The following is a 22,888-nucleotide window of genomic DNA, read 5'->3' on the forward strand; positions in this document are numbered from 1 at the left end:
CATCACGTTATAACGTTATTTTTAACCAACGACAAGATATCTGTCTTGCAATGATCATCAAGGATGTATCTTTACCTTTCATGCGATTTTTTTTATAAAGGTTTATTAAATTTATTCACCCTAGATTGCGACGCACTTATTGGCATATTTGTTCCGTCGGAATGGGTGTTTACCGCCTTAATTTAAGGAAAAGCTCCCAAACAGGAAGGAAAACAATGGCAGGCCATTCACAATTTAAAAATATTATGCACCGTAAAGGACGTCAAGATGCGATGCGCTCAAAAATATTTTCTAAACTTGCGCGCGAAATTACAGTTGCAGCCAAACAAGGCTCTCCTGACCCCGCCATGAATCCGCGTCTAAGACTTGCTATTCAAAACGCTAAAGCACAATCAATGCCGAAAGATAACATTGAACGCGCAATTAAAAAAGCTTCAGGAAACGATAGCGAAAATTACGATGAAGTGCGCTATGAGGGATATGGTCCAGGAGGGGTTGCGGTTATTGTCGAAGCTTTAACTGATAATCGAAACCGCACTGCCTCAAATGTACGTGCAGCCTTCACAAAATCAGGAGGAGCACTAGGTGAAACGGGTTCTGTCAGTTTCATGTTTAATCGAATTGGTGAAATAATTTATAAGCTTGAAGCAGGTACAGCTGATAGCATCATGAACGCAGCGATTGAAGCAGGTGCTGAAGATGTGCAATCAGAAGAAACCGGACACCATATTACCTGCGCATTTGAAGATATCGGCGAAGTCTCTAAAATACTTGAAACGAAGCTTGGCGAAGCAGAATCAATCAAAACTGTTTGGAAAGCCTCTACTCTTACACCAATAGATGAAGAAAAAGCTTCATCGGTTTTACGACTGATTGCAACATTAGAAGAAGATGATGACGTACAAAATGTTTATGCTAATTTTGACGTCAGCGATGAAATCTTAGCAAAATTATCTGCATAACATCCTTCGTAAGATCATCTCTTGTGTGCAATCATGAACACGCATTTTTTTTCTGTTCGTTCTCTATCATTATGATCTACGAAAGTGTTATTGATATTTGTCATCCTGAAATATAAAAACCCCGCTTTAATGTGGGGCTTTTTATTTTGTAAAAATTTTTAACAAAAATACCGGACGCAAATGGCTTACAACAGCTTCCTCATTTAAAAGAGCGTTTTATGAAAGTCTCTTCCACACACAATGAAGTGCACCCACGCTATAAATCTACTAGTCAGCCATTTAGAGAAATCAGCAAAACAGAAAACCAGCGCTCTTAAACAAAAATCGCACACAGATCCATTTTCTTTTTTCCTTCATTATTCACTTCAATTGAACAATTCGCTTTTTATCGCGTACTAAGCAGAGGCGACCATGCTGGATCAGAAGCATCATTTGGTGTTGGCAATAAGCGTTCATTGCGTCCAGTAATGTCGATCGTATAAATTTTTGGTCCTAAACCTGGATCCTGACGAAAGAACATTAGCACGCGACCATTAGGTGCCCACGTTGGTCCCTCATTGTGAAAACCTGTCGTTAAAATTCGCTCTCCCATTCCATCAGGACGCATAACTCCAATAGAAAACTTACCATCAACTTGTTTTGTAAAAGCAATGTAATCACCACGTGGGGACCAAATAGGTGTTGAATAGCTTCCTTCATCTGTAGAAATACGTTGAATATTACTACCATCAGCATTCATCGTATAAAGCTGTTGCTTTCCACTACGATCCGATGAAAAGACAATTTTTGTCCCATCTGGCGAATAAGATGCTGACGTATCAATAGCTGAAGTTGTTGTGAGTCGCGTCATCATACGGGTCTGTAAGTCCATTGTGTAAAGATTTGCACTGCCATTATGTTGCAATAAACTCATGATGACTTTTTGCCCATCAGGAGAAAAGCGAGGGGCAATTGTCATATTGTTAAAAGTTCCGATTAATTCCCTCTGTCCAACTTCAATTTGTTGCAGATAAACATGGGGTGTTTGATTAGCCCCATAAGACATATAAGTAATTTCTTGTCGTTTAGGTGAAAAACGCGGTGTAAGCACCAGTTCACGTCCATCAGAAATATAAATTAAATTTGCTCCATCTTGATCCATAATCGCTAAACGTTTGATACGCGCATTTTTAGGTCCTGTTTCATCTATGAAAACAATTCGTGTATCAAAATAGCCACTCTCTCCTGTCATTGCACTATAGATCTCATCTGCAATCATATGTGCAACACGTCGCCAACGTTCTGTCGCAGTATCAAAACGCCGTCCTTTGAGTTGTTGATGACTAAAAACATCCCATAAACGAAAGTCTACCCTCAATCGTCCATCGGCTTCTCTTATAACTTTCCCAGCAACCAAGCCTTGTGCATTGATGGCTTGCCAATCAGCAAAATGCGGTTGCGTGTTTAAATCGAGAGTTTTTTCTAAAAAAGATGCTTTATTAATGGGCAAAAAAAGTCCAGATCGTTCAAGATCTTCTGTAATAACGGCTGCAATTTTTAATCCTAAAGAATCATTAGAAACAAAATCTGTAATTGCAATGGGAATGGGATTAAAGTCAGCACTAGAAATGGTCCCTTTCAATTGCGCATGAGCAGTTGAAAAGCTTAAAAACCATAACCATGTGGTAACAAGAAACCAAGGGGAAAATATACGTCTTTTCATAGACATAACAGAATGTATCCTTTGTATTAAAGAGAAAATATATCTGTATCTCATCGTGTTACTCTTGAAGCGGATCAACATTAAAATCAAAGCCTTGCCCCCACAAATCATATTGATCACGGGGAAGATCTGTATAAGGTTGGCACGCAAAAACAGCTGCATAGACCTGTCGCACCATAATAGCTTGCTGGCTCGGTGCACCACTCAGTGGATCAATGATTGGATCTCCCACAACCATTCCTGCACGATTGAGATAAAATCTCAGACGCACAACTGGACGATTTTTTAAATCTCCACCAAGAGCAACAAGCTTAAGCTTTTTTTGAATACATGCACCAGCGATATTAACTAGTGTTTGGGCCATCTTATCAACATCACCGATATTTTTTCGTCCACCAAAAGCCTCTTCTTTTTTGGAACGCTTTGCTCCACCCCCCTGTGTGCGTGCATGATTAAGCAAACTTTTTTCTTCTACTTCCAAAATATCTTCAATTGTCTGCTCAGTTTTTGTTTTATTTTGTTTTTTCGCAGCTTGTGTATTTTTGGTGTCAGGCTGTTTTATAGGATGCGGTTTAACCTGTGGACGAGGAGACTTTTCTGGTAGCACAATTTTTGCAGTTTGTTGGGGAGGTGAAACTTGTTCTTCAAGGATTTCTTGTACAGTTGAAACTGGTTTTTGCGATGGTATTACCCTATCATCTTTAGGCGCCTCTTTGGATACCTCAGAGCGCATCTTTGAAAACACTTCTGGGGAACTTTCTTGTATCTCCTCTGGCGCTGCATCTAAAGATGCCTCTGGCGCAATTTCTTGAGCAACCTCTGGCAAAAATTCTGGTGAAGCTTCTGATAATACCTCTGGTGCCGTCTCTTGCATCACATCTGGTGAAGCTTCTAGAAACGCTTCTGGCTCAATCTCTCGCATTATATCTGATGAAGATTCTGAAGATATCTCTGGCTCAATCTTTTGCGTAACTTCTGATGAAGATTCTGGAGACACCTCTGGCTCAATCTCTTGTGTAACTTCTGATGAAGATTCTGGAGATACCTCTGGCTCAATCTCTTGTGTAACTTCTGATGAAGATTCTGGAGACACCTCTGGCTCAATCTCTTGCATCATATCAGATTCAGATGGAGCCTCTAAAAACGTCTCTGTATTTGTTTCTAATACTTTCTCTTCTCCCGACGGTGTAGGCGTTACCTCAATGTTACGCGGTTTTTCCTTTGGCTTGAAAGACATAAAATTATCAACCTGTCCATCTCCAATATAGTGCGCTTCTTCTTTTTCTTGTGGTTTTACAGTTGGCTTGACTGCAGGAATGATATGAACAGGCGCATTTAACGCTCCCTGTTGAAAGGACAGCTCTTGGTCAAGAGGTGCAAGAGTGACAGAAATTGCTTCTTGCTGTTGTGAAGAAATAGGATTACTGAAGTGAACAGCTCCTAATCCTAAAAGAATGGCATGTATGGAAAGAGACAAAGCCAAACTTTTCTTTATGCCAGAATAAGAATCAATGTTCATCTTTAGACCTTGTATTTTTTTAATCACTGCGCCAAGCTGGCTAAAGCAACTTGTGAAAAACCAGCCTCTTGAATATCAGCAAGCAATTTTAAGACTTGTTCATATTCAACAGTTTTAGCAGCACGCACAAAGATGCGTTGATTTTTTTGTGCAGGATCAGTCACAAGTTTAGCCTTAAGCTGTGCGATTAAAGCTTCTGGTGTATCATAATAATCTTGATTGATAGCCAAACGCCCCTGTTCATCAAGAGAAACCGTAAGCGGAGGCTTATTCATTTGTACAGGACCAGCTTGACTATGAGGTAAATCAAGAGGAACACCATTAACCAAAAGTGGAGCAGAAACCATAAAAATAATTAACAAGACCAGCATCACATCCACAAAAGGTGTAACATTAATTTCACTCATGAGTTGGCTGCGCGAATAATGCCGTCTGCGCGTATTTTTTCGACCAGAAGAAACAATAGAAACGCCCATAGATTTTCTCCTTTATGATGATGTATGAGATCTTTGTATCTCATCAATGCGTCGTGACATAATTGTTGAAAATTCATCAGCAAAGTTTTCTATTTGTGCTATTATTTTACCGCTTTCATGGACAAATTTGTTATAAGCAATAACTGCTGGAATCGCTGCAAGCAAACCAATCGCTGTAGCTAAAAGTGCCTCTGCAATTCCCGGTGCGACAACTGCCAACGAGGTATTTTGAGAAGCGGAAATAGAAAGAAATGAACTCATAATACCAATTACTGTCCCAAAAAGTCCAATAAAAGGACCTGCAGACCCAAGTGTTGCCAGAAAATTTAATTTTGATTCTATTTTTTCACTTTCACGGATTAAAGCAAGATCCATGGCTTTATTAATCCTACTCTGCAGATTGGTTGATGTATGGATCCCTTTTGCAAGAGATTTTTTCCATTCTGTCATTGCTGCCATAAAAACCACTGATATGCTGTCAGTGGGTTGATTTTTGTACACGGCATAGAGATCTTCCAGTGGCTGCCCTGACCAAAATTCATCTTCAAACTGTTTGATTTTACGCCGAATTTGTCGATAGGTAAAAATTTTATCAAAAATAATTGTCCAACTCCAAATAGAAGCGAGTAGCAATCCAACCATAACAGTTTTAACAACCCATCCCGCTTGCATAAATAAGCTTAAAATTCCGATTGTTTCTGGACTTGCAAATTCTATATGCGGCATAAATTCATCCCTCTCAATGAAAGATTATTTTTTATAAATAAACTTATTTTATAGTTCCTAAATTATAAAAAAACAAATCTCACTCTCTCTATATATAAATAAGCTCTTTACACTGTGAAATTAAATCAAAAACACTTTTAAGCAAGAATTTTCGAAAAAAGATCTTTGGGTAAACGTCGCGGTTTCCCCTCTTTATTAATGATAGCAATCTCAACTTTTGCAGCAACCAGCATGGTATTATCATGTACAATATGTTGATCCATGAAGAAACGTGCTCCTTGGACACAGTCCAGGCGCGTTTTTATTGTTAAAAGATTATCAATACGCGCTGGTCGGGAAAAAGTGATTTCCATATGACGCACAACAAAAAATAACTCTTCTCCCTGCCCCCCTTCTGCCAACATATGATTATTAAAACCTATAGCCCGTAAAAACTCTGAACGTCCTCGTTCAAAAAATTCTAAATAACGCGCATGATAAACTACACCTGAAAAATCTGTATCAGCAACATAAACCCGTGCCTGCAAATCATGAAAATCGTTTATATCGTTGTTTTCAGACGCTGTCCCACTCATCCTCTTTATCCTAAAAAATTGTCTATATTTGTTCATTATTTGAGACATCAAGCAATTGAACATTTTTTATGTTGAAATTATGAAATGCAAAATCACAAATTAACCTAAACTTTTTTATGATAAAGTGTATTTTAATCTTCTACTCTGTTTCCATAATTTTTTTAATCTTCTGCTCCATCCCATAAAGTTGTTTGTATGGGTAAACTCTCTTCTAATAAATTAGAAAGTTGTGTCCGTTTTTGCATGGACGCCATAGAAGAAGGTGGAGAAAGCCCTAAATGAGCAAAAGCCTTTTCTGTCAGTATTCGTCCGCGGGCAGTACGCTGAATAAAGCCTTGTTGTAGAAGATAGGGTTCAATAATATCTTCAATAGCATCACGTGGTTCTGATAAAGCCGCAGCAATGGTTTCAATACCGACGGGACCACCTAAAAAAGTATCTGCAATCAGCAACAAATAACGACGGTCAAGTGGATCGAGCCCTAAATGATCAACTTCAAGACGAGAAAGAGCTTCATCAGCAAGTGCGCAATCAATTTTTTTTGCCCGTTTGACCAAAGCAAAATCACAAACACGGCGTAACAACCGTCCTGCAATCCTTGGAGTCCCTCGTGCACGGCGTGCAATTTCATGAGCACCATCATCACTAATTTGGACCGAAAAAAGGCGCGCATTACGCTTTACGATATATTCCAATTCTTCTATGGTATAAAAATTTAACCGAATAGGAATACCAAAACGATCTCGCAAAGGTGTTGTCAAAAGTCCCAAACGCGTAGTAGCAGCCACCAGCGTAAATTTGGCTAAGTCAATTTTAACCGAACGCGCTGCTGGTCCTTCCCCAATGATAAGATCAAGCTGATAGTCTTCCATAGCAGGATATAAAATTTCTTCAACAGCTGGATTTAAGCGATGAATTTCATCAATAAAAAGGACATCTCGTTCTTCTAAATTGGTTAAAAGTGCTGCCAAATCTCCAGATTTGGCAATAACAGGACCTGAAGTTGAACGAAAATTAACCCCTAACTCTTTAGCCATAATCTGTGAAAGTGTTGTTTTTCCTAAGCCAGGGGGTCCTACAAATAAAACATGATCGAGCGCTTCTCGGCGTGTTTTTGCGGCTTCAATGAAGATTTTTAAATTTGCACGCGCCGCTTCCTGACCAATAAAGTCATCAAGCACTTGTGGTCTTAAGGAGCGATCTGGATCATTAGGAAGGGGAATACTACTCAAAAGGCGTTGTTCTTCATCATCTTTATGCATTTTTACCTTGAACTCACTGGAGGGGAAAGCAATTTAAGGCTATTACGAATAAGCAGTGCAGAGGAAACCGTTTCTTCCTCTTCCAAATCCTTCATCGCTAAACCAAGAGCTTGGGCTGCTTGATCGCGCTCAAATCCAAGATTGATCAAAGCTGCGAGTGCATCATCAATGGGCTGATTATTTTGTGTTGCCAGTGATGAGGAAGAAATGGAATGAACCGCATCACCATGAAAGGATGGCGCTTTACTTTTGAGCTCTCTCACAATTCTTTCTCCAACTTTTTTGCCAACACCTGGAGCACGGCTAATCATAGCAACATCGCTTAATGCAATTGCTTGCGTCAACTCATTTGGTGATAAGATTCCTAAGATTGCTAAAGAAACTTTCGCCCCAACACCTGGTACATTTTGCAAAAGACAAAACCATTCTTGTTCTATTTTCTCTGCAAAACCAAAAAGACGGATCGCGTCTTCACGAACGTGCGTTTCAATAAATAAACTTAAACTTTCTCCAAGAGCGGGTAATGAACAACGCAACCGATGTGAAATAAAAACAATATAACCAACACCGTGAACATTCAGGATGATATGATCATCAAAGATGTGTTCAAGGTTTCCTTTTAGTTTGCCAATCATGCCAAAACACCTGCACGAGATTGTAGGTTAGTGCGGTGCGCAGAATGACAAAGAGCAAGTGCAAGCGCATCCGCTGCATCGTTGCTGTCAAATTGCGCACGTGGAAGAAGAACTTTCACCATCATGTGAATTTGTTCCTTATCTCCATGACCAACACCAATAACCGATTTTTTTACTTTATTAGGAGCATACTCAAAAACAGGTAGACTTGCCTGCGCTGGAACAAGAAGCGCAATAGCACGTGCTTGACCAAGTTTTAAAGTCGCCGTCGCATCTTTATTAACGAAAACATGCTCCACAGACGCCTCATGAGGCATGAATTCATGCAAAATACCTGAAAGCCCATCATAAAGTTGGCACAGTCTGGAAGCAAGATCACATCGCACGTTAGAAGTAATAGTACCTGCTGCAACGAACTGAAGACGATTGCCAGAGAGATCGATCACGCCCCACCCCGTTCGCCTGAGTCCAGGATCAATACCTATAATACGAATCGTCTCTGCCATGAGCTAAGTTTATGTTATTTTTTTATATTTGAACAGATATTGGAAAACAAATAAAACAAGAAGAATATAGTCATAAAACATCATAAAAGGCATGCCAAAATTCACTTTGCTAAAACAAAATAGCATATAGAAAAGCAAAAAATAAAAAAAAGCGAAAGACAAAATTTTCTAAGAATGCTGAAAAGCTGTTTTAAGTAACTCGATTTGTTTATTCACTGGATTAGTATCTTCCAAATCATAGCAAGAGCCGTGCTCTTTATTGTAATTCATATATTGCATTCGTTTTTCTAAGCGAAGTGAACGTGTAACAAAATAGCGAAAGATCTCTGGCAATTCTTGCCAATGTACAGTTTCTAATTTTAAGGTTGGTGTATGAAGTGATACTTTTGCGATTTCTTTTTGTATTTGCTCTGGTGACATTTCTCCTTCACGCTCTGCGCGAAAAAGAAGAAGCTGAGAAGCTATTTGCATAAGTCGTGTACTTAAGTACATTGCTTCTTTTGCATAAATTGCAGAAGCTTCTGCAGAAAGCGTGCGCGCAGCTAATTTTCCGTCTGAATCAATATAAGATGCTGTTTCTTCAATCAGACTCATGGTTTCTTCATAAAGACGATTGAAAGCATTTTCAAAAGCACCGTGCTCAATCATGACAATGGGTTTATCTTTATCATAAGGGCGTTCATGTGCACTCACGCTTTTATACTCCAATACTCGCACGAAAACGATAATACTTACTCAACGTACAAAAAAGAAAAAGGTTTCTTTATCTTTTTAAATTAAGTACCTCTTTCAAAACTCTCATTCAATGCGCTTTTTGCATTAGGGTTAACAGGCAATGACACTATAGACCCACCTGTTTTTTTAAGAAAACCGATAAAATTGACAGTTTTCACAAAAATAAATGACAATAAACAACACCAAATTGCGTAACAACACCGCTCATTCTTTGAATATAATATCGAAAAAAAACACTTTAGTCATCAATGTTTTTTTAACTTATCTAAACATCACAAAAACAGAGCGCATCATAAATGTCCGTAAATTATATCTTCTCCCTAAAGTTTTTAAAGATTTTTGCAGTAAAAAGCGACACCTCTCGTTTAAGCTTTAGATAAAAAGACATCTAAAGAAATTAATGCAAAAATATGGAATAAACCAGGCAGACTTGAAAAAGTTTTATTATTAAGTAATAAGAAGTGGAGAAAGCCTTTGAAACCAATCCGAACACCTCACCAATTTCAATCCTCCCATCATAATAACAGTGTAAATCAAAGATATTCTCTTCACCCCACAATCACAAAAGATTGAAGAAAGATTTTTTTCTTGCTTAAGATATGAAGAAATCTGTTAACTGATAACAAAAAAATTGCCATGAGCAAGAATTCAAAAAATACTTCTCTCGTAAGAAACCAGAAGAGAAAACTTAAAAATCTACCTACAAGATAAAGCATAAAGAAGGACAAAAGCAGCCATTTTTACTGCTTGCACAAAAATAAAAAGCAAAAATAACCAAAACACTATGACGTGAAAAAACAAAGTTATAACCGTATTGAAGCTCAAAGTCTTCAGGTATTAAAAAGATTAAATGACAATCATGCTACATTTATTGATTCATTTTCTATAAGCCACAATACAAAACTTCTTCTGTAAAGTGAGGTATAAAGTTACGAATGCAATAAAAAGATATACTCCGTAAAGCTGTACAACCCTTTGCCAAAATTGACACACAATAAAAGAAGAAATTCCCGATATCGACAAACATGAAAGTGGAGCTCAACAGAAATACCTGAAACAAAAACTTCTATTAAATCAAAAAACAACAATTTTTATGTGTTGTATACTCTCAGAATATGATTGGTGAAAACCATCTATAAAGCTAAAAAAATGAAAAATATCAATGAACATATCGCAACAAGAAAGCTTCATGTCATGAAAAACAAACCACCGTATCTTTGTGAATTGCTTCCTATGCGTTAAAAGGAAAAAACCTGTTTTTACAAAGAACGCCTAGATTTTAGGGTAAGTTTTTATTTTTATAGAATCAAGGATTTTATATGACAAAGCAAAAGAATAAGCAAACTGCATCTTATTTTTTCCCTCAATTGGTTTTAACATCAGATGTTCGGCGTACCTTAGACGCTATCTTTTTACGCGAAATTATGCAAACAGAGTCTTTTGTAAGTGTTATCCTCTATGATTCCCAAAGGGACGAGATTTTTTTACAAAAACAAGCACAAACTTACGCAGAAGATATTCAAAATAATGGTGCTGCGCTTCTTATCGCTAACGACAGCCGGATCGCTGGACGGATAAAAGCTGATGGCTTACATCTAGAAGGAGATCTTGATGCTCTTAAAACTGAAAACCAGAAAAAAGAACAAAAAATAAGAGGTTTTGGTAATTTACGCGATCGCCATGGCGCCATGGTTGCTGCAGAAACGGGTGTTGATTATTTGTTTTTTGGAAAATTAGGTGCTGATAAAAAACCAGATGCACATCCCCGAAATATCCAATTAGCGCAGTGGTGGGCGGAAATTATGGAAATCCCTGCGGTTCTTCAAGCGGGAAGTGATTTTTCCACCTTTGATGAAGTTTTGAAAACCGGGTGCGAATTTATTGCTATTGAAGAAATCCTTTTTTCAAACAATAATCCTTTTGCTGTACTTAATATGGTGAAAGAAAAATGTCAAAATTTCCCCTTATCCGTGGAGAAGGTGCATTTATGATAAAGAAAAGTGTTGATCTGCTTATCCTAGCAATTGTTTGGCTTGCAGTCTTTATTGCAAATTCTATGGGAAACTCCAAAGAGGATTCAGACTTTGAACATTCTTTCAATACTATTCAAGAGCCTTCAAGCAATAATGAAGAACCGTTTAAACCCTTGAAAGCTGGACAATATGATCAAGCCTATGATTATTATATCCAAGGTTACTATTTAAAAGCTTTTCGTGAAGCCTTAAGACGTGCTGAAAAAAATGACCCAATCGCACAAACATTAGTTGCTCGGCTTTATATGGAAGGAAATGCTGTGCCAATGGATGGCGCACGTGCAGCTTTATGGTTTGGGCGTGCAGCAAAACAAGGCGAGCCACAAGCACAATTACGTTATGGTCTTATGTTATTTGATGGTCATTTTATTGCACAAAATAGACAGCTTAGTGAAGAATTTATTTTCAAATCTGTCCAAGCTGGTGTGAAAGAAGCTTATTTTTATTATGGGCAATTAATTCTTTATAAAGCTTCGCGCGAAAAAGAAGTTTTAGCAGGTGTCTCTGTACCAAGCCGCGACAACAAAGCGGTAGAGCAAGCATTAAAATGGTTTTTAAAAGGTGCAGCTCTTGGGGAGCCTGAAGCCGCTTTTGCTGCTGCAAAAATTCTTTCCTCAGGAACTTTTACACGACCAAAAGATGACCATAATGCACGTAAATTGATGGAAATTGCTGCCCAAAATAAACATCCCATGGCCCAAGTTCTTTTAGCTAAATGGCTTGTAGAAGGTCGAGGAGGAGAACGTGATTTTCAACGTGCATTCTCTCTCCTCCTTCCCAACGCCTTCAACATGATTATCCCTGCACAAATTTCTCTTGCAAGACTTTATCGAGATGGAATAGGAGTAAATGGCGATATTATCACAGCAGCTGCATGGTATATGGTGGCAAAACAAGCCCATGCACAAGCGCCTGATCTTGAAACTATGCTCCAAGGTATGGATGACAAACAATTAGAAAAAGCACAGCAAAAAGCCGCAACATTCTTACCTATTCTTTAAAAATTGGACGCTTTATAAAATGGACATGCCCAATAGTATGATAAGCGTAAGCAATCTTTATAACATGGTTCTTTTTACTTAAATTTTTCATCTGTCAAAAAATATTTTAGAATTTTTTTTAAAAAACTTGCGTCAGAACTGTTTTTATGGTCTTGCAAGAAGCTAAAAAGCTAAGATACACAAAGAACCATTTAAGGATTTTTTTGATCTTTTCTCTCTGCAAGAACAACAAGAGAGCTCTTTTTCAAGAACAGAATTGGATATGGATTATGAAAATTAATGGCAATGAAATTCGACCTGGCAATGTGATAGAGCACCAAGGCAGCTTGTGGGTAGCGGTGAAATGCAATGCTGTAAAGCCAGGAAAAGGGGGCGCATTTAACCAAGTCGAAATGAAAAATATAATCGACGGTACAAAGCTTAATGAACGGTTTCGCGCCGCAGAAACAGTTGAGAAAGTGCGTCTTGAACAAAAAGACTTTACTTTCCTTTACCAACAAGGTGAATCTCTGGTTTTTATGGATTCACAATCTTATGAACAACTGGAATTGCAAAAAGACTTTGTCGGTGACCGCGCTGCTTTTTTGCAAGATGGGATGACAGTAACCGTTGAACTTTATCAAGAAAAGCCAATCGGAATATCGCTGCCCGATCAGGTGACCGTAACAATTGCGGAAGCTGATCCGGCAATAAAAGGACAAACAGTTACATCCTCTTATAAGCCAGCAGTTCTTGAAAATGGTATTCGCATTCTTGTTCCACCTTTTATTAATGCAGGTGAACGCGTTATTGTTGATACCAATGAGTTAACCTATTTGCGTCGTGCAAATGATAAAGGATAAATAAAGGGATAAAGATGGCCCATTCTGCAATCATGAATGTCATGGTGCAAGCCGCAATGAAGGCTGGACGCTCGCTGGTGCGTGATTATGGTGAAGTTCAAAATTTACAGGTCTCTTTGAAAGGACCGGCAGATTATGTGAGTCAAGCAGATCGCAAAGCTGAGAAAATTATCTTCAATGAGCTAAGCAAAGCACGACCTAAATTTGGGTTTTTGATGGAAGAATCCGAGGAAATCATTGGGGAAGATTCCCAACATCGTTTCATTATAGACCCTTTAGATGGAACAACAAATTTTTTACATGGCATTCCTTTTTTCGCTATTTCCATCGCTTTGGAAAGCCAAGGACAGATTGCTGCTGGTGTGATCTATAACCCCGTTAGTGATGAGCTCTTTACTGCTGAGCGCGGTAAAGGAGCTTTCTTTAATGATAGACGTTGCCGTGTTTCTGCACGCAAGAAATTAGAAGATTGCGTTATTGCAACGGGAACACCTCATTTAAGCCGTCCTAATCATGGGACATATCTCATTGAATTACGCAACATAATGGCTCAAGTAGCTGGTATTCGCCGTTTTGGAGCTGCTGCTCTTGATCTGGCTTATGTTGCTGCGGGACGCATTGATGGATTTTGGGAAGATAATCTTCAAATTTGGGATATGGCAGCTGGAATACTGATCGTGCGTGAAGCAGGAGGTTTTGTCACTGACAAAGAAGGTGGTAGTGATATATTCCGCAAAAAAAATATTATTGCTGGAAATGAACGCATTCGTACAAAATTAGAAGCAGCAATTAAAAAAGGTCTTTAAATTTAATAAACATAAGAAAATCAGCAATATAAAAATTGCTGATTTTCTATCAAAACAGTTAGGCAACTGTAGTCCCAATTTTGTGACAGAAACTTATTCAGACAATAATTGCAATTTTGCTAATTTTGCATAAACCCCATTCTGCGCAATCAGTTGTGCATGTGTTCCTTCTTCAACAAGCGCACCTTTCTCCATAACGAAAATGCGATCTGCTTTTAAAATTGTTGCTAAACGGTGTGCTATCACCAATGTTGTGCGATTTTGCATGAGTCCCTCTAAGGCTTCTTGCACTAATTTTTCGCTGTTTGCATCTAAAGCAGACGTTGCTTCATCAAGCAACAAGAGAGGAGCATTTCTTAAAATTGCTCGTGCAATACCAATACGTTGTTTCTGTCCACCAGAAAGCATAATACCGCGTTCTCCTACTTCCGTGTCAAAGCCTTTTGGTAGAGCTTCAATAAACTCAAACGCATTAGCTGTTTTAGCTGCAGCAATGATTTGCTCTTCACTCATATTTTCGGTCCCAAAGGCAATATTATCGCGTAACGTACCATCAAAAATAGTAACATCTTGCGGAACATAAGAAATTGAACCACGCAAATCCTGAAGAGAAAGACGGTTAATCTCTGTCCCATCAAACTTGATTTTTCCACTTATTGGATCATAAAAACGAAGAATTAAGGAAAAAATAGTGCTTTTCCCTGCCCCTGAAGCACCAACAAAAGCTATCGTTTCACCCGCTTTGACAGAAAAAGAAAGAGAGCGCAAAATCTTATCTTCGGGTCTTGAAGGATAAGCAAAATCCACTTTGTCAAAAACAATTGCTCCTTGAACAGGACGTGTTAATGGAGTTGGTTTTTTGGGAGCGACAATAGTGGGCTTTTCTTGCAACAATTCGGCAATCCGTTCAGCAGCACCTGCTGCTTGTATCAATTCTGCACCAAGTTCTGATAACTGAGCAAAGGTTGAAGCTCCAAAAACAGCATAGAGGACAAATTGTCCTAGTGTTCCACCCGACATAGTACCATTCAAAACGTCATGCGAACCAATCCATAAAACAGCAACAACACTGCTAAAAACCAAAAAAATTGCAAAGCCTGTGAAAAAGGAACGTAAAATTACAGAAGAACGTGCTGTTTGAAAGGCGCGTTCAATCAACGCTGAAAAATGTGCCGAAATGCTTTTTTCAGCGGTAAAAGCTTGCACAATACGCATTGCACTGACCTGCTCTGATGCTAAAGCATTTGCATCGGCAATCCGGTCTTGTGCAGCACGGGTACGTGCACGAACCTGGCGTCCAAAGAAAACCAGTGGAATAGCAACGAAAGGGATAGCAAACAAAACAAGCAAAGACAATTTGGTATTGGTGATAATCATCATCACAATCGCCCCAATCACAACAATCAGATGGCGCAGTGTTGTCGAAGCTGTTGAACCAACAGCCAATTTTATTTGCGTAGTATCTGTTAAAAGCCGCGAAACAATTTCACCAGAATGAGACTTATCAAAAAAGTCAGGAGAAAGTTGCGTGATATGTGCAAAAACATCACGTCGTAAATCAGCAACAACGCGCTCCCCCAAAGTGATAACACTGTAATAGCGACAAGCAGAAGCCAGTGCGAGCAAAAAGGCTAACAAAAACAAAATGCCGAAATAAAAATTAATATTGCCATGACTTGAAGCAGAAAAGCCATGATCAAGCATTTGACGAATAGCAATAGGTAAAGCCAAAGTCACAAGAGCAGCAACAAATAAAGCCAATAAAGCCAAAATAATCAGCCAACGATCACGCATGATATAGGGAACAAAACTTGAAAGCGCAGAAAGTGAAGGTTTTGGATTGGAAGACTTTGTAGATTTTTCTATATAACTGGATGACTTCATAAAATTTCGCTCACTCTATCAAACTATTTACAACTCTTAATGCAATGATGCACCTTAAACACTTGTTTTTTTACGCATGCTCAGTTATAGAAAGAGCACTTGAATCAACTTATCAAAAAGACTAAGAAAGCGCACTTAAAAAATAAAGTGTATGCTATTTCTTTGTACGAAAGCAGAGGGTTTGCTACATGAAAGCGAATATTCATCCTGATTACCACATGATTACCGTTGTTATGACGGATGGTACAAAATACCAAACGCGCTCCACATGGGGAAAAGAAGGCGATACCCTTAATCTAGATATTGATCCTAAAACGCATCCAGCATGGATAGGAGGATCTCAAACATTGGTAGATCGCGGTGGACGTGTTTCTAAGTTTAAAAATCGTTTCGGTAATCTCGGTATGTAAATTTTATTACTTCTTATAAAGATTAAAAGACTGAAATAAGGAGGGGGGATGAAAGGCTAGAAGTGAATTGAATTCAGCTAACTTATGCACACTTCTATAGCATCAGACAATAAAAAATGAAGTACTATGGAACATTTGAAGATCTTAAAGAAATAATTTGCAAAGCTGGACATGAGATTAAATCCTCCACACTTATTCAATCCCTACCCCAACACAAGCAGATAAAAACTTATTCCGGAGCAGTAGTTACCTGGTATGAAACAACAGGAACAATTCTAGTTCAAGGTGCTCGAGATGCAAAACAAAAACTAGAAGTAGATTTGCGTCTAAATATAGAAGAAGTAAAAAGTCAGATTCCTGCAGCTGAACCTGTAGAAGGTTCCTCTTTCAAGCTTCCAGAAGTTTTTGCGCCTGAATCTTCCAAAACAAAAAATAAAATTTTTATCGTTCACGGTCATGATCACAGTTCTCTTCGAGAGCTTGAACTTCTTCTTCTCAAGCTTGGAATTGAAGCATGTGTTTTGCAAAATAACAGTAGCGATGGTTTGACGATTATCGAAGCTCTAGAAAAAGAGATTTGTACAACGGATGGCCCTGTAAATTTTGGTATTGTGCTGCTTACTCCCGATGACATGGGCTACGCAAAATCTGACGGTGCAGAATGCGCTCAACCCCGTGCGCGACAAAACGTTGTTTTTGAAATGGGCATGTTGATTGCTACCTTTAAGCGCAAAAATGTTGTCATCCTAAAAAAACAACATCTTGAAATTCCTTCAGATGCTCAAGGAATTATATATCTTGAATTCAAGGAACATGTAAAAGAGGTGGTAACAAAACTTGCTGATCGATTGCAAAAATCTGGATTTTCTATAGAAGCAGATGCTCTTATTCGTGCATCTCAATAGAAGATAAAAGCTGATTTGCTCTGCTCAAAAAATCTTAATTTGCGCTTTTATTTTTCTAAAATGATCTCAAACTGTGCACAATAAAAAAAATGATGCTATACCAGAAGATATGATATCACATCATTTTATAATTTATATTTAAAAATCAATAAACTATTTTGCCTAAAAGCAAAATTTATTGCTCTTTAAGCACAAGACTTTTCCTGCTCTTTTGTCCACTGTCCTAAAGCGGCAAGATGGTTCATCCGTGCACGATGCGCAAAAGCCTTTTGTGCCGCAAGAATATTTTCATGTTTTCCAGCCCATGCTTTTAATGCTGCCGCTTGCAACGCTCGACCATAAGAAAAGGTCAATTTCCAAGGCAATGCTCCTAAAGCATTCATCGCAGACAAGTGCGCGGTTGCTTCCTCATCGGATTGCCCTCCAGAAAGAAAAGCAATCCCAGGAACAGCTGCAGGAACAGTTTCTTTTAAAACGCGCACTGTCTTTTCAGCCACTTCTTCCACAGATGCAGTCCGTGCATCTTTTCCATCAATAACCATATTGGGTTTCAAAATCATCCCCTCAAGACGGACACGCGCTCCAGATAACTCTTTAAACACAGTGCTTAAAACAGCTTTTGTTACATCAAAGCAGCGTGCAATTGAATGTCGACGTGATGGTCCATCCATCAGCACTTCTGGCTCAACAATAGGGACAATTCCGGCTTCCTGACACAAAGCAGCATAACGCGCTAAAGCCTGTGCATTTTGTCTTATTGCTCCTCTTGTTGGCAAAGTTTGATCATCAACAGCAATAACCGCACGCCATTTTGCAAAACGTGCTCCCAAAGCATAATAGTCCTTTAAACGTTCACGCAGGCCATCTAATCCTTCTGTAATCATTTCCTGAGGAAACGCTGCCAACGGTTTTGCACCTGTGTCAACCTTAATCCCTGGTATAGCACCCGTATCACGAATAAGATCTGTCAACATTTGCCCCGATGATGCCTTTTGACGAAGCGTTTCATCAAACAAAATAACACCAGAAATAGCACTTTCCATTGCTTCTTTCGCTGTGAAAAGCATTTCACGATAAGCGCGACGACTGTCTTCACTCGATTCAACACCTATGCTTTCAAAGCGCTTCCCAATCGTCGCGGTGCTTTCATCTGCGGCCAAAATTCCTTTGCCTTTACTCACCAAAACAAGCGCAATGTCTTCAAGACGTTCCTTCATAAACAATTCCTCTTTTTTGTCTTAATTTCTAAATGTAAGCGATACATCAACATGCTTGCATCATCTACGAATACAACCCATCATTATTCTGCATAAGGGCAAGAATACCAGGAAGTACCTTTCCTTCCATCCACTCTAAAAAAGCCCCTCCTGCAGTTGAAAGATAAGTAAAATCATTGGCAACACCGGCATGGTTTAAAGCAAAAACCGTATCTCCCCCTCCAGCAACTGAAACCAATTTTTCTCTTTTGCTCTGTTGTGCTGCATAACGTGCTACTGCGATCGTTCCCTGGTCAAAAGGAGACATCTCAAAAACACCAAGAGGACCATTCCACACAAGAGTAGAAGCCTTATCAATCACAGCATTGATATGAGCAATGGAGCGCGGACCAATATCTAAGATCATCCCATTTTCAGGAATATCCTCTATATCATAAAGATTATGCGGCGTATCTTTTTCAAAGTGAAACCCAGCCACAGCATCCACTGGCAATAAAAGTGCACATTGGCACTCTCGTGCTTTTGCAGTGATTTTTCTTACCGTATCCATCAGATCATGTTCACATAACGACTTGCCAACATGAATTCCTTGTGCTGCTAAAAAACTATTGGCCATACCACCACCAATCACCAAGTGATCCACCTTTTCAACTAAATGGTTGAGCACAAAAAGCTTACTTGAAACCTTAGCACCACCAACAATCGCGATGACAGGATGTACTGGATTATCAAGTCCCTTTTCCAACGCTTGCAATTCACGCTGCAACGCTCTCCCTGCATAAGAGGGGAGCAAATGTGTTATCCCCTCCACAGAAGCATGAGCGCGATGAGAGACTGAAAAAGCATCATTAACATAAAGATCACCATTTTGCGCTAAAGACTCTGCAAAGTGGCAATCATTCTTTTCTTCTCCAGAATGGAAACGAACATTTTCCAGGAGCAAAACAGTACCATTTTGCAAGGCTTCAACCGCTACCTGCGCGGTCTCGCCAATACAATCAGATGCAAAAGCAACTGGCTGGTTGATGATTTTTTCTAGAACTTCAACAACAGGACGGAGTGAAAAGTCTAACTTCACCTGCCCTTTTGGACGACCACAATGCGAAAGGAGAATAACCTTAGCACCACGTTTTTGCAGTTCAATGATTGTCTCTTTATGCCGTTCAATACGTGTTTCATCACAGACCTTTCCTTGTAACATAGGCACATTAAAATCCACCCGCACAAGAACACGTTTCCCAGCAACATCAACACCATCAAGTGTACGAAAACCTCTCACTGCTCCACTTCACTTTCTGTTGTTTTCAGCAAACATATACGCGCAATGTTCCCTTTCTTTACCTTCAATAAAGGAGATGCACTATATCCCGCGTTTTTCCAACTTTTTTTATTTTAATAATTTTGCTTGTTTAAGTTGCAGTTTTTTAGCACATAAACAATAACCTTTACGCCCATTTTTTTCAAATAGCACAGTCTTGCTTTTTCATGAAAGAAGGTCTTAAAGACCTTTTTCTTAAATTGTCTTCGCAAAAGCTACAGCAGTATCTGCCATACGATTTGAAAACCCCCATTCATTATCATACCAAACCAGAACACGGCAAAGCTTGCCATCGATCACCTTCGTTTGATCATTGTGAAAAATAGCCGAATGCGGATTATGATTAAAATCACAACTCACAAGCTTTTCCTGCGTATAATCCACAACGCCCTTAAGTGGTCCTTGCACTGCTGTCACAATAGCTTCATTAATCTCTTCCACAGTTGTAGAACGCTTTGCTGTAAATGTTAAATCAACAACGGAAACATTGGGGGTTGGAACACGAATTGACACCCCATCGAGCAAACCTTTCAATTCTGGTAAAACGAGTCCTACAGCTTTTGCTGCTCCTGTGGAGGTAGGAATCATAGAAAGAGCAGCTGCCCGCGCACGGTAAAGATCACGATGCATTGTATCCAACACAGGTTGATCTCCTGTATAAGAATGGATCGTTGTCATAAAACCCTTTTCAATTCCAATGACATTATTCAGCACTTGCGCGACAGGTGCCAAACAATTTGTTGTACAAGAAGCATTTGAAACAACCTGGTGCTGTTTGCTCAAAGATTGATGATTAACCCCGTAGACCACCGTAAGATCTGCGCCTTCTGAGGGAGCAGAAACAAGAACACGCTTTGCACCTGCACTTAAGTGCATACTTGCTTTTTCACGTGCAGTAAAAATACCTGTACATTCCAAAGCGATGTCAACATCCAACGCTTTCCAAGGCAATTGTGCTGGATCTCGCTCTGCGGTTACTTTTATCGCACCGTAGCCGATATCAATTGTATCATCAACAACTTTAACAGTTCCAGGGAAACGCCCATGAACGGAATCATAACGCAACAAATGAGCATTTGTTTCTACTGAGCCTAAATCATTAATTGCCACAACCTTAATATCTTGCCGACCACTCTCTACAATGGCACGCAAAATATTACGCCCAATACGACCAAACCCATTAATTGCAACGCGAACAGTCATTTTATACTTTCCTTATCCATCTTTTTAAGCTTTTCTTCAACAGTAGCTACCACATTTTCACAAGTAATACCAAAATGTGCATAAAGCGCTTCCATTGTACCACTTGCACCAAATCCATTCATCCCAATAAAAATCCCTTCATTCCCAATGAAACGATCCCAACCTTGTCGAATAGCTGCTTCAATTGCCACCTTAATCGGTGCATCACCAATTAAGGCACGTTGGTAAGAGCGAGGTTGTTGATCAAATAACTCAAAACAAGGCACAGAAACCACACGTGTTGGGATTCCCTTTGCTTCTAACACATTATGTACCTTGACTGCAATTTGCACTTCTGAACCGGAAGCAAACACGGTCACTTGAGCATCATCGCTGGCTGTTAATAATTCATATGCACCCAACATACACAAGTTTTCTTCTTCATAATCTTTACGCAAAAACGGTAAATTTTGCCGGCTCAAAGCCAAAGTGGAAGGCGTTTTACGTGTTTTTAAAGCCAACTGCCAACATTCTGCTGTCTCCATAGCATCAGCAGGTCGAAAAACAAAATGATTGGGTATCGCACGCAATGCCGCTAAATGTTCTACGGGCTGGTGGGTAGGACCGTCTTCTCCAAGACCTATTGAATCATGGGTCAACACGTAAATAACCCGCAATCCCATTAAAGAAGATAAGCGCATCGCAGGACGCATATAATCAGAAAAGCATAAAAAAGTTCCCCCATAAGGGATAAAACCGCCATGAAGAGCAAGACCATTCATCACTGCACTCATAGCATGTTCACGGATACCATAATGCAAATAGCGTCCTGAAAAGTCATCTGCAGAAATCGTTTTCATCTGCTTGCTTTTTGTATTATTTGACCCTGTTAGGTCCGCAGAACCACCAATGGTTTCGCTCACTATCTCATTGATGACTTCGAGCACCATTTCCGAAGCCTTACGCGTGGCAACATTAGGACAATCTTCAACCAATTGCTTTTTATAAACATCAATAGCGTCGTCAAATCCCCCGATGAGATCGCCCCGCATCACTCTTTCAAACTCTACCCGCTCTAGCACAGGAAGATCAGCCAGTTTTGCTTCCCATTCTTGACGCTTTTTAGCTGCTGTTAACCCTGCTAAGCGCCAATTATCAAGCACGTTTGCTGGAACAACGAAAGGTTCAGCATCCCATCCCAAAGCAGAACGTGTTAAAGCAATTTCTTGTGCCCCTAAAGGCGAACCATGCGCTTTACTGGTTCCTTCTTTATTGGGTGCACCAAACCCAATAACCGTTTTACAAGCAATCAACGTTGGTTTATCAGAAGCTCGTGCTGTCTCAATAGCACGTGCAATTGCTGTTTGATCATGCCCATTAACTCTGATTGTATTCCAACCAGATGCTTTAAAACGTGCTATCTGGTCTGTACTATCAACAAGAGAAATATCCCCATCAATGGAAATATTATTATCATCCCACAAAGCTATAAGCTTTTTTAATTTTAAATGTCCCGCAAGTGAGATAGCTTCTTGGGAAATCCCTTCCATGAGACATCCATCCCCAACCAACACATAAGTATAATGATCGATTAAGTCACCAAAACGTGCATTGTTTAAACGTTCAGCGAGAGCCATTCCCACAGCATTGGCCAACCCTTGTCCAAGAGGTCCAGTAGTTGTTTCAATTCCTGCCGCATGCCCATATTCTGGGTGGCCAGCAACCTTAGACCCTAACTGGCGAAAGTTTTTAAGATCTTCAAGAGAAATATCTTCATAACCAGAGAGATACAATAAAGCATAAAGCAGCATCGATCCATGCCCTGCTGATAGCACAAAACGATCACGGTTTGGCCAATAAGGTTTTTTAGGATCATGGGCAAGAAATTTTGTGTAAAGAACAGTTGCAATATCCGCTGCTCCCATAGGTAAACCAGGATGACCAGAATTTGCTTTTTCAATTGCATCAATTGCAAGAAAGCGAATGGCGTTAGCCATCTGATTTTGCTCTTCAGTATTTGTCATGATTAATAGACCATTTTGTTAATTTTACTGCTTTTTTCAAAAATGCCTTAAGAAGTACTGTTTAATTTACCAAAATTTCTGGCATATGACTCTTAATTACTTAAGTAAGTGCTCTCACAGATCTTCCGCGCACATACCATTTATGCCAACAGTTTTAAAAAATCCAGC

General features: G+C 39.3%; 21 protein-coding genes. 7 read left to right on the plus strand and 14 right to left on the minus strand.

Going from position 1 to position 22,888, the window contains the following annotated elements; translation table 11 throughout:
- The first annotated feature begins 215 nt into the window (after window positions 1-215).
- Window positions 216-962 carry a YebC/PmpR family DNA-binding transcriptional regulator gene (locus tag V4P55_RS04895; RefSeq protein ID WP_455473982.1) on the plus strand — a complete coding sequence of 249 codons (747 nt, stop codon included), beginning with the start codon at window positions 216-218 and terminating at the stop codon, window positions 960-962.
- A 385-nt stretch (window positions 963-1,347) separates the two neighbouring features.
- On the opposite strand, the gene tolB is transcribed toward V4P55_RS04895, so the two are convergent.
- The 9 genes from tolB to V4P55_RS04940 all read right to left on the minus strand — a co-directional run bounded on the left by tolB (window position 1,348) and on the right by V4P55_RS04940 (window position 9,056).
- Window positions 1,348-2,670 carry a Tol-Pal system beta propeller repeat protein TolB gene (gene tolB / locus V4P55_RS04900; protein ID WP_455473983.1) on the minus strand — a complete coding sequence of 441 codons (1,323 nt, stop codon included), beginning with the start codon at window positions 2,668-2,670 and terminating at the stop codon, window positions 1,348-1,350.
- 52 nt (window positions 2,671-2,722) lie between these two features.
- Window positions 2,723-4,183, minus strand: a complete 1,461-nt coding sequence (locus V4P55_RS04905; RefSeq protein ID WP_455473984.1) for a hypothetical protein — start codon at window positions 4,181-4,183, stop codon at window positions 2,723-2,725.
- A 23-nt stretch (window positions 4,184-4,206) separates the two neighbouring features.
- Window positions 4,207-4,659, minus strand: a complete 453-nt coding sequence (gene tolR, locus V4P55_RS04910; RefSeq protein WP_455473985.1) for a protein TolR — start codon at window positions 4,657-4,659, stop codon at window positions 4,207-4,209.
- A 12-nt stretch (window positions 4,660-4,671) separates the two neighbouring features.
- On the minus strand, window positions 4,672-5,385 hold the full coding sequence (tolQ, locus tag V4P55_RS04915; RefSeq protein WP_455473986.1) for a protein TolQ: 714 nt from the start codon (window positions 5,383-5,385) through the stop codon (window positions 4,672-4,674).
- 137 nt (window positions 5,386-5,522) lie between these two features.
- Window positions 5,523-5,960: a tol-pal system-associated acyl-CoA thioesterase gene (gene ybgC / locus V4P55_RS04920; RefSeq protein ID WP_455473987.1), complete on the minus strand. Its 438-nt coding sequence runs from the start codon at window positions 5,958-5,960 to the stop codon at window positions 5,523-5,525.
- A 161-nt stretch (window positions 5,961-6,121) separates the two neighbouring features.
- Window positions 6,122-7,222 (minus strand): Holliday junction branch migration DNA helicase RuvB, encoded by a 1,101-nt coding sequence (ruvB, locus tag V4P55_RS04925; RefSeq protein WP_455473988.1) that lies wholly within the window; start codon window positions 7,220-7,222, stop codon window positions 6,122-6,124.
- Window positions 7,223-7,224: 2 nt separating this feature from the next.
- Entirely contained in the window at window positions 7,225-7,857 is a 633-nt protein-coding gene (gene ruvA / locus V4P55_RS04930) for a Holliday junction branch migration protein RuvA (protein ID WP_455473989.1), read from the minus strand.
- Complete coding sequence (gene ruvC, locus V4P55_RS04935; RefSeq protein ID WP_455473990.1) at window positions 7,854-8,363, minus strand: crossover junction endodeoxyribonuclease RuvC; 510 nt, start codon at window positions 8,361-8,363, stop codon at window positions 7,854-7,856. Before ruvC ends, ruvA begins: the two co-directional genes overlap by 4 nt.
- A gap of 168 nt (window positions 8,364-8,531) precedes the next feature.
- Complete coding sequence (locus tag V4P55_RS04940; protein WP_455473991.1) at window positions 8,532-9,056, minus strand: DUF1465 family protein; 525 nt, start codon at window positions 9,054-9,056, stop codon at window positions 8,532-8,534.
- Window positions 9,057-10,417: 1,361 nt separating this feature from the next.
- Between V4P55_RS04940 and V4P55_RS04945 the strand changes: the two genes are divergently transcribed.
- The 4 genes from V4P55_RS04945 to V4P55_RS04960 all read left to right on the plus strand — a co-directional run bounded on the left by V4P55_RS04945 (window position 10,418) and on the right by V4P55_RS04960 (window position 13,780).
- Window positions 10,418-11,089: a thiamine phosphate synthase gene (locus tag V4P55_RS04945; protein ID WP_455473992.1), complete on the plus strand. Its 672-nt coding sequence runs from the start codon at window positions 10,418-10,420 to the stop codon at window positions 11,087-11,089.
- On the plus strand, window positions 11,086-12,132 hold the full coding sequence (locus V4P55_RS04950) for a tetratricopeptide repeat protein (protein WP_455475049.1): 1,047 nt from the start codon (window positions 11,086-11,088) through the stop codon (window positions 12,130-12,132). The genes V4P55_RS04945 and V4P55_RS04950 overlap by 4 nt, the downstream gene beginning before the upstream one ends.
- Before the next feature lie 269 nt (window positions 12,133-12,401).
- Entirely contained in the window at window positions 12,402-12,974 is a 573-nt protein-coding gene (gene efp / locus V4P55_RS04955; RefSeq protein WP_455473993.1) for an elongation factor P, read from the plus strand.
- Between the two features lie 14 nt (window positions 12,975-12,988).
- Entirely contained in the window at window positions 12,989-13,780 is a 792-nt protein-coding gene (locus V4P55_RS04960) for an inositol monophosphatase family protein (RefSeq protein WP_455473994.1), read from the plus strand.
- A 93-nt stretch (window positions 13,781-13,873) separates the two neighbouring features.
- Here V4P55_RS04960 and V4P55_RS04965 read toward each other — a convergent pair whose 3' ends face one another.
- Window positions 13,874-15,664 (minus strand): ABC transporter transmembrane domain-containing protein, encoded by a 1,791-nt coding sequence (locus V4P55_RS04965; protein ID WP_455473995.1) that lies wholly within the window; start codon window positions 15,662-15,664, stop codon window positions 13,874-13,876.
- Between the two features lie 188 nt (window positions 15,665-15,852).
- On the opposite strand from V4P55_RS04965, the gene rpmE reads away from it, so the two are divergent.
- Together rpmE and V4P55_RS04975 are read left to right on the plus strand one after the other, a co-directional pair.
- The gene (gene rpmE / locus V4P55_RS04970) at window positions 15,853-16,074 is read left to right on the plus strand and encodes a 50S ribosomal protein L31 (protein ID WP_455473996.1); all 222 of its coding nucleotides are present in this window, start codon (window positions 15,853-15,855) and stop codon (window positions 16,072-16,074) included.
- A 116-nt stretch (window positions 16,075-16,190) separates the two neighbouring features.
- Complete coding sequence (locus tag V4P55_RS04975; protein ID WP_455473997.1) at window positions 16,191-16,979, plus strand: TIR domain-containing protein; 789 nt, start codon at window positions 16,191-16,193, stop codon at window positions 16,977-16,979.
- Window positions 16,980-17,164: 185 nt separating this feature from the next.
- On the opposite strand, the gene V4P55_RS04980 is transcribed toward V4P55_RS04975, so the two are convergent.
- The 4 genes from V4P55_RS04980 to tkt all read right to left on the minus strand — a co-directional run bounded on the left by V4P55_RS04980 (window position 17,165) and on the right by tkt (window position 22,720).
- Complete coding sequence (locus V4P55_RS04980) at window positions 17,165-18,196, minus strand: class I fructose-bisphosphate aldolase (protein ID WP_455473998.1); 1,032 nt, start codon at window positions 18,194-18,196, stop codon at window positions 17,165-17,167.
- 64 nt (window positions 18,197-18,260) lie between these two features.
- Window positions 18,261-19,475 (minus strand): phosphoglycerate kinase, encoded by a 1,215-nt coding sequence (locus V4P55_RS04985; RefSeq protein WP_455473999.1) that lies wholly within the window; start codon window positions 19,473-19,475, stop codon window positions 18,261-18,263.
- Window positions 19,476-19,709: 234 nt separating this feature from the next.
- Window positions 19,710-20,717: a type I glyceraldehyde-3-phosphate dehydrogenase gene (gene gap, locus V4P55_RS04990; protein WP_455474000.1), complete on the minus strand. Its 1,008-nt coding sequence runs from the start codon at window positions 20,715-20,717 to the stop codon at window positions 19,710-19,712.
- The gene (gene tkt / locus V4P55_RS04995; RefSeq protein WP_455474001.1) at window positions 20,714-22,720 is read right to left on the minus strand and encodes a transketolase; all 2,007 of its coding nucleotides are present in this window, start codon (window positions 22,718-22,720) and stop codon (window positions 20,714-20,716) included. The genes gap and tkt overlap by 4 nt, the downstream gene beginning before the upstream one ends.
- Window positions 22,721-22,888: the final 168 nt, after the last annotated feature.

The organism is Bartonella sp. B30(2025), assembly GCF_053793825.1.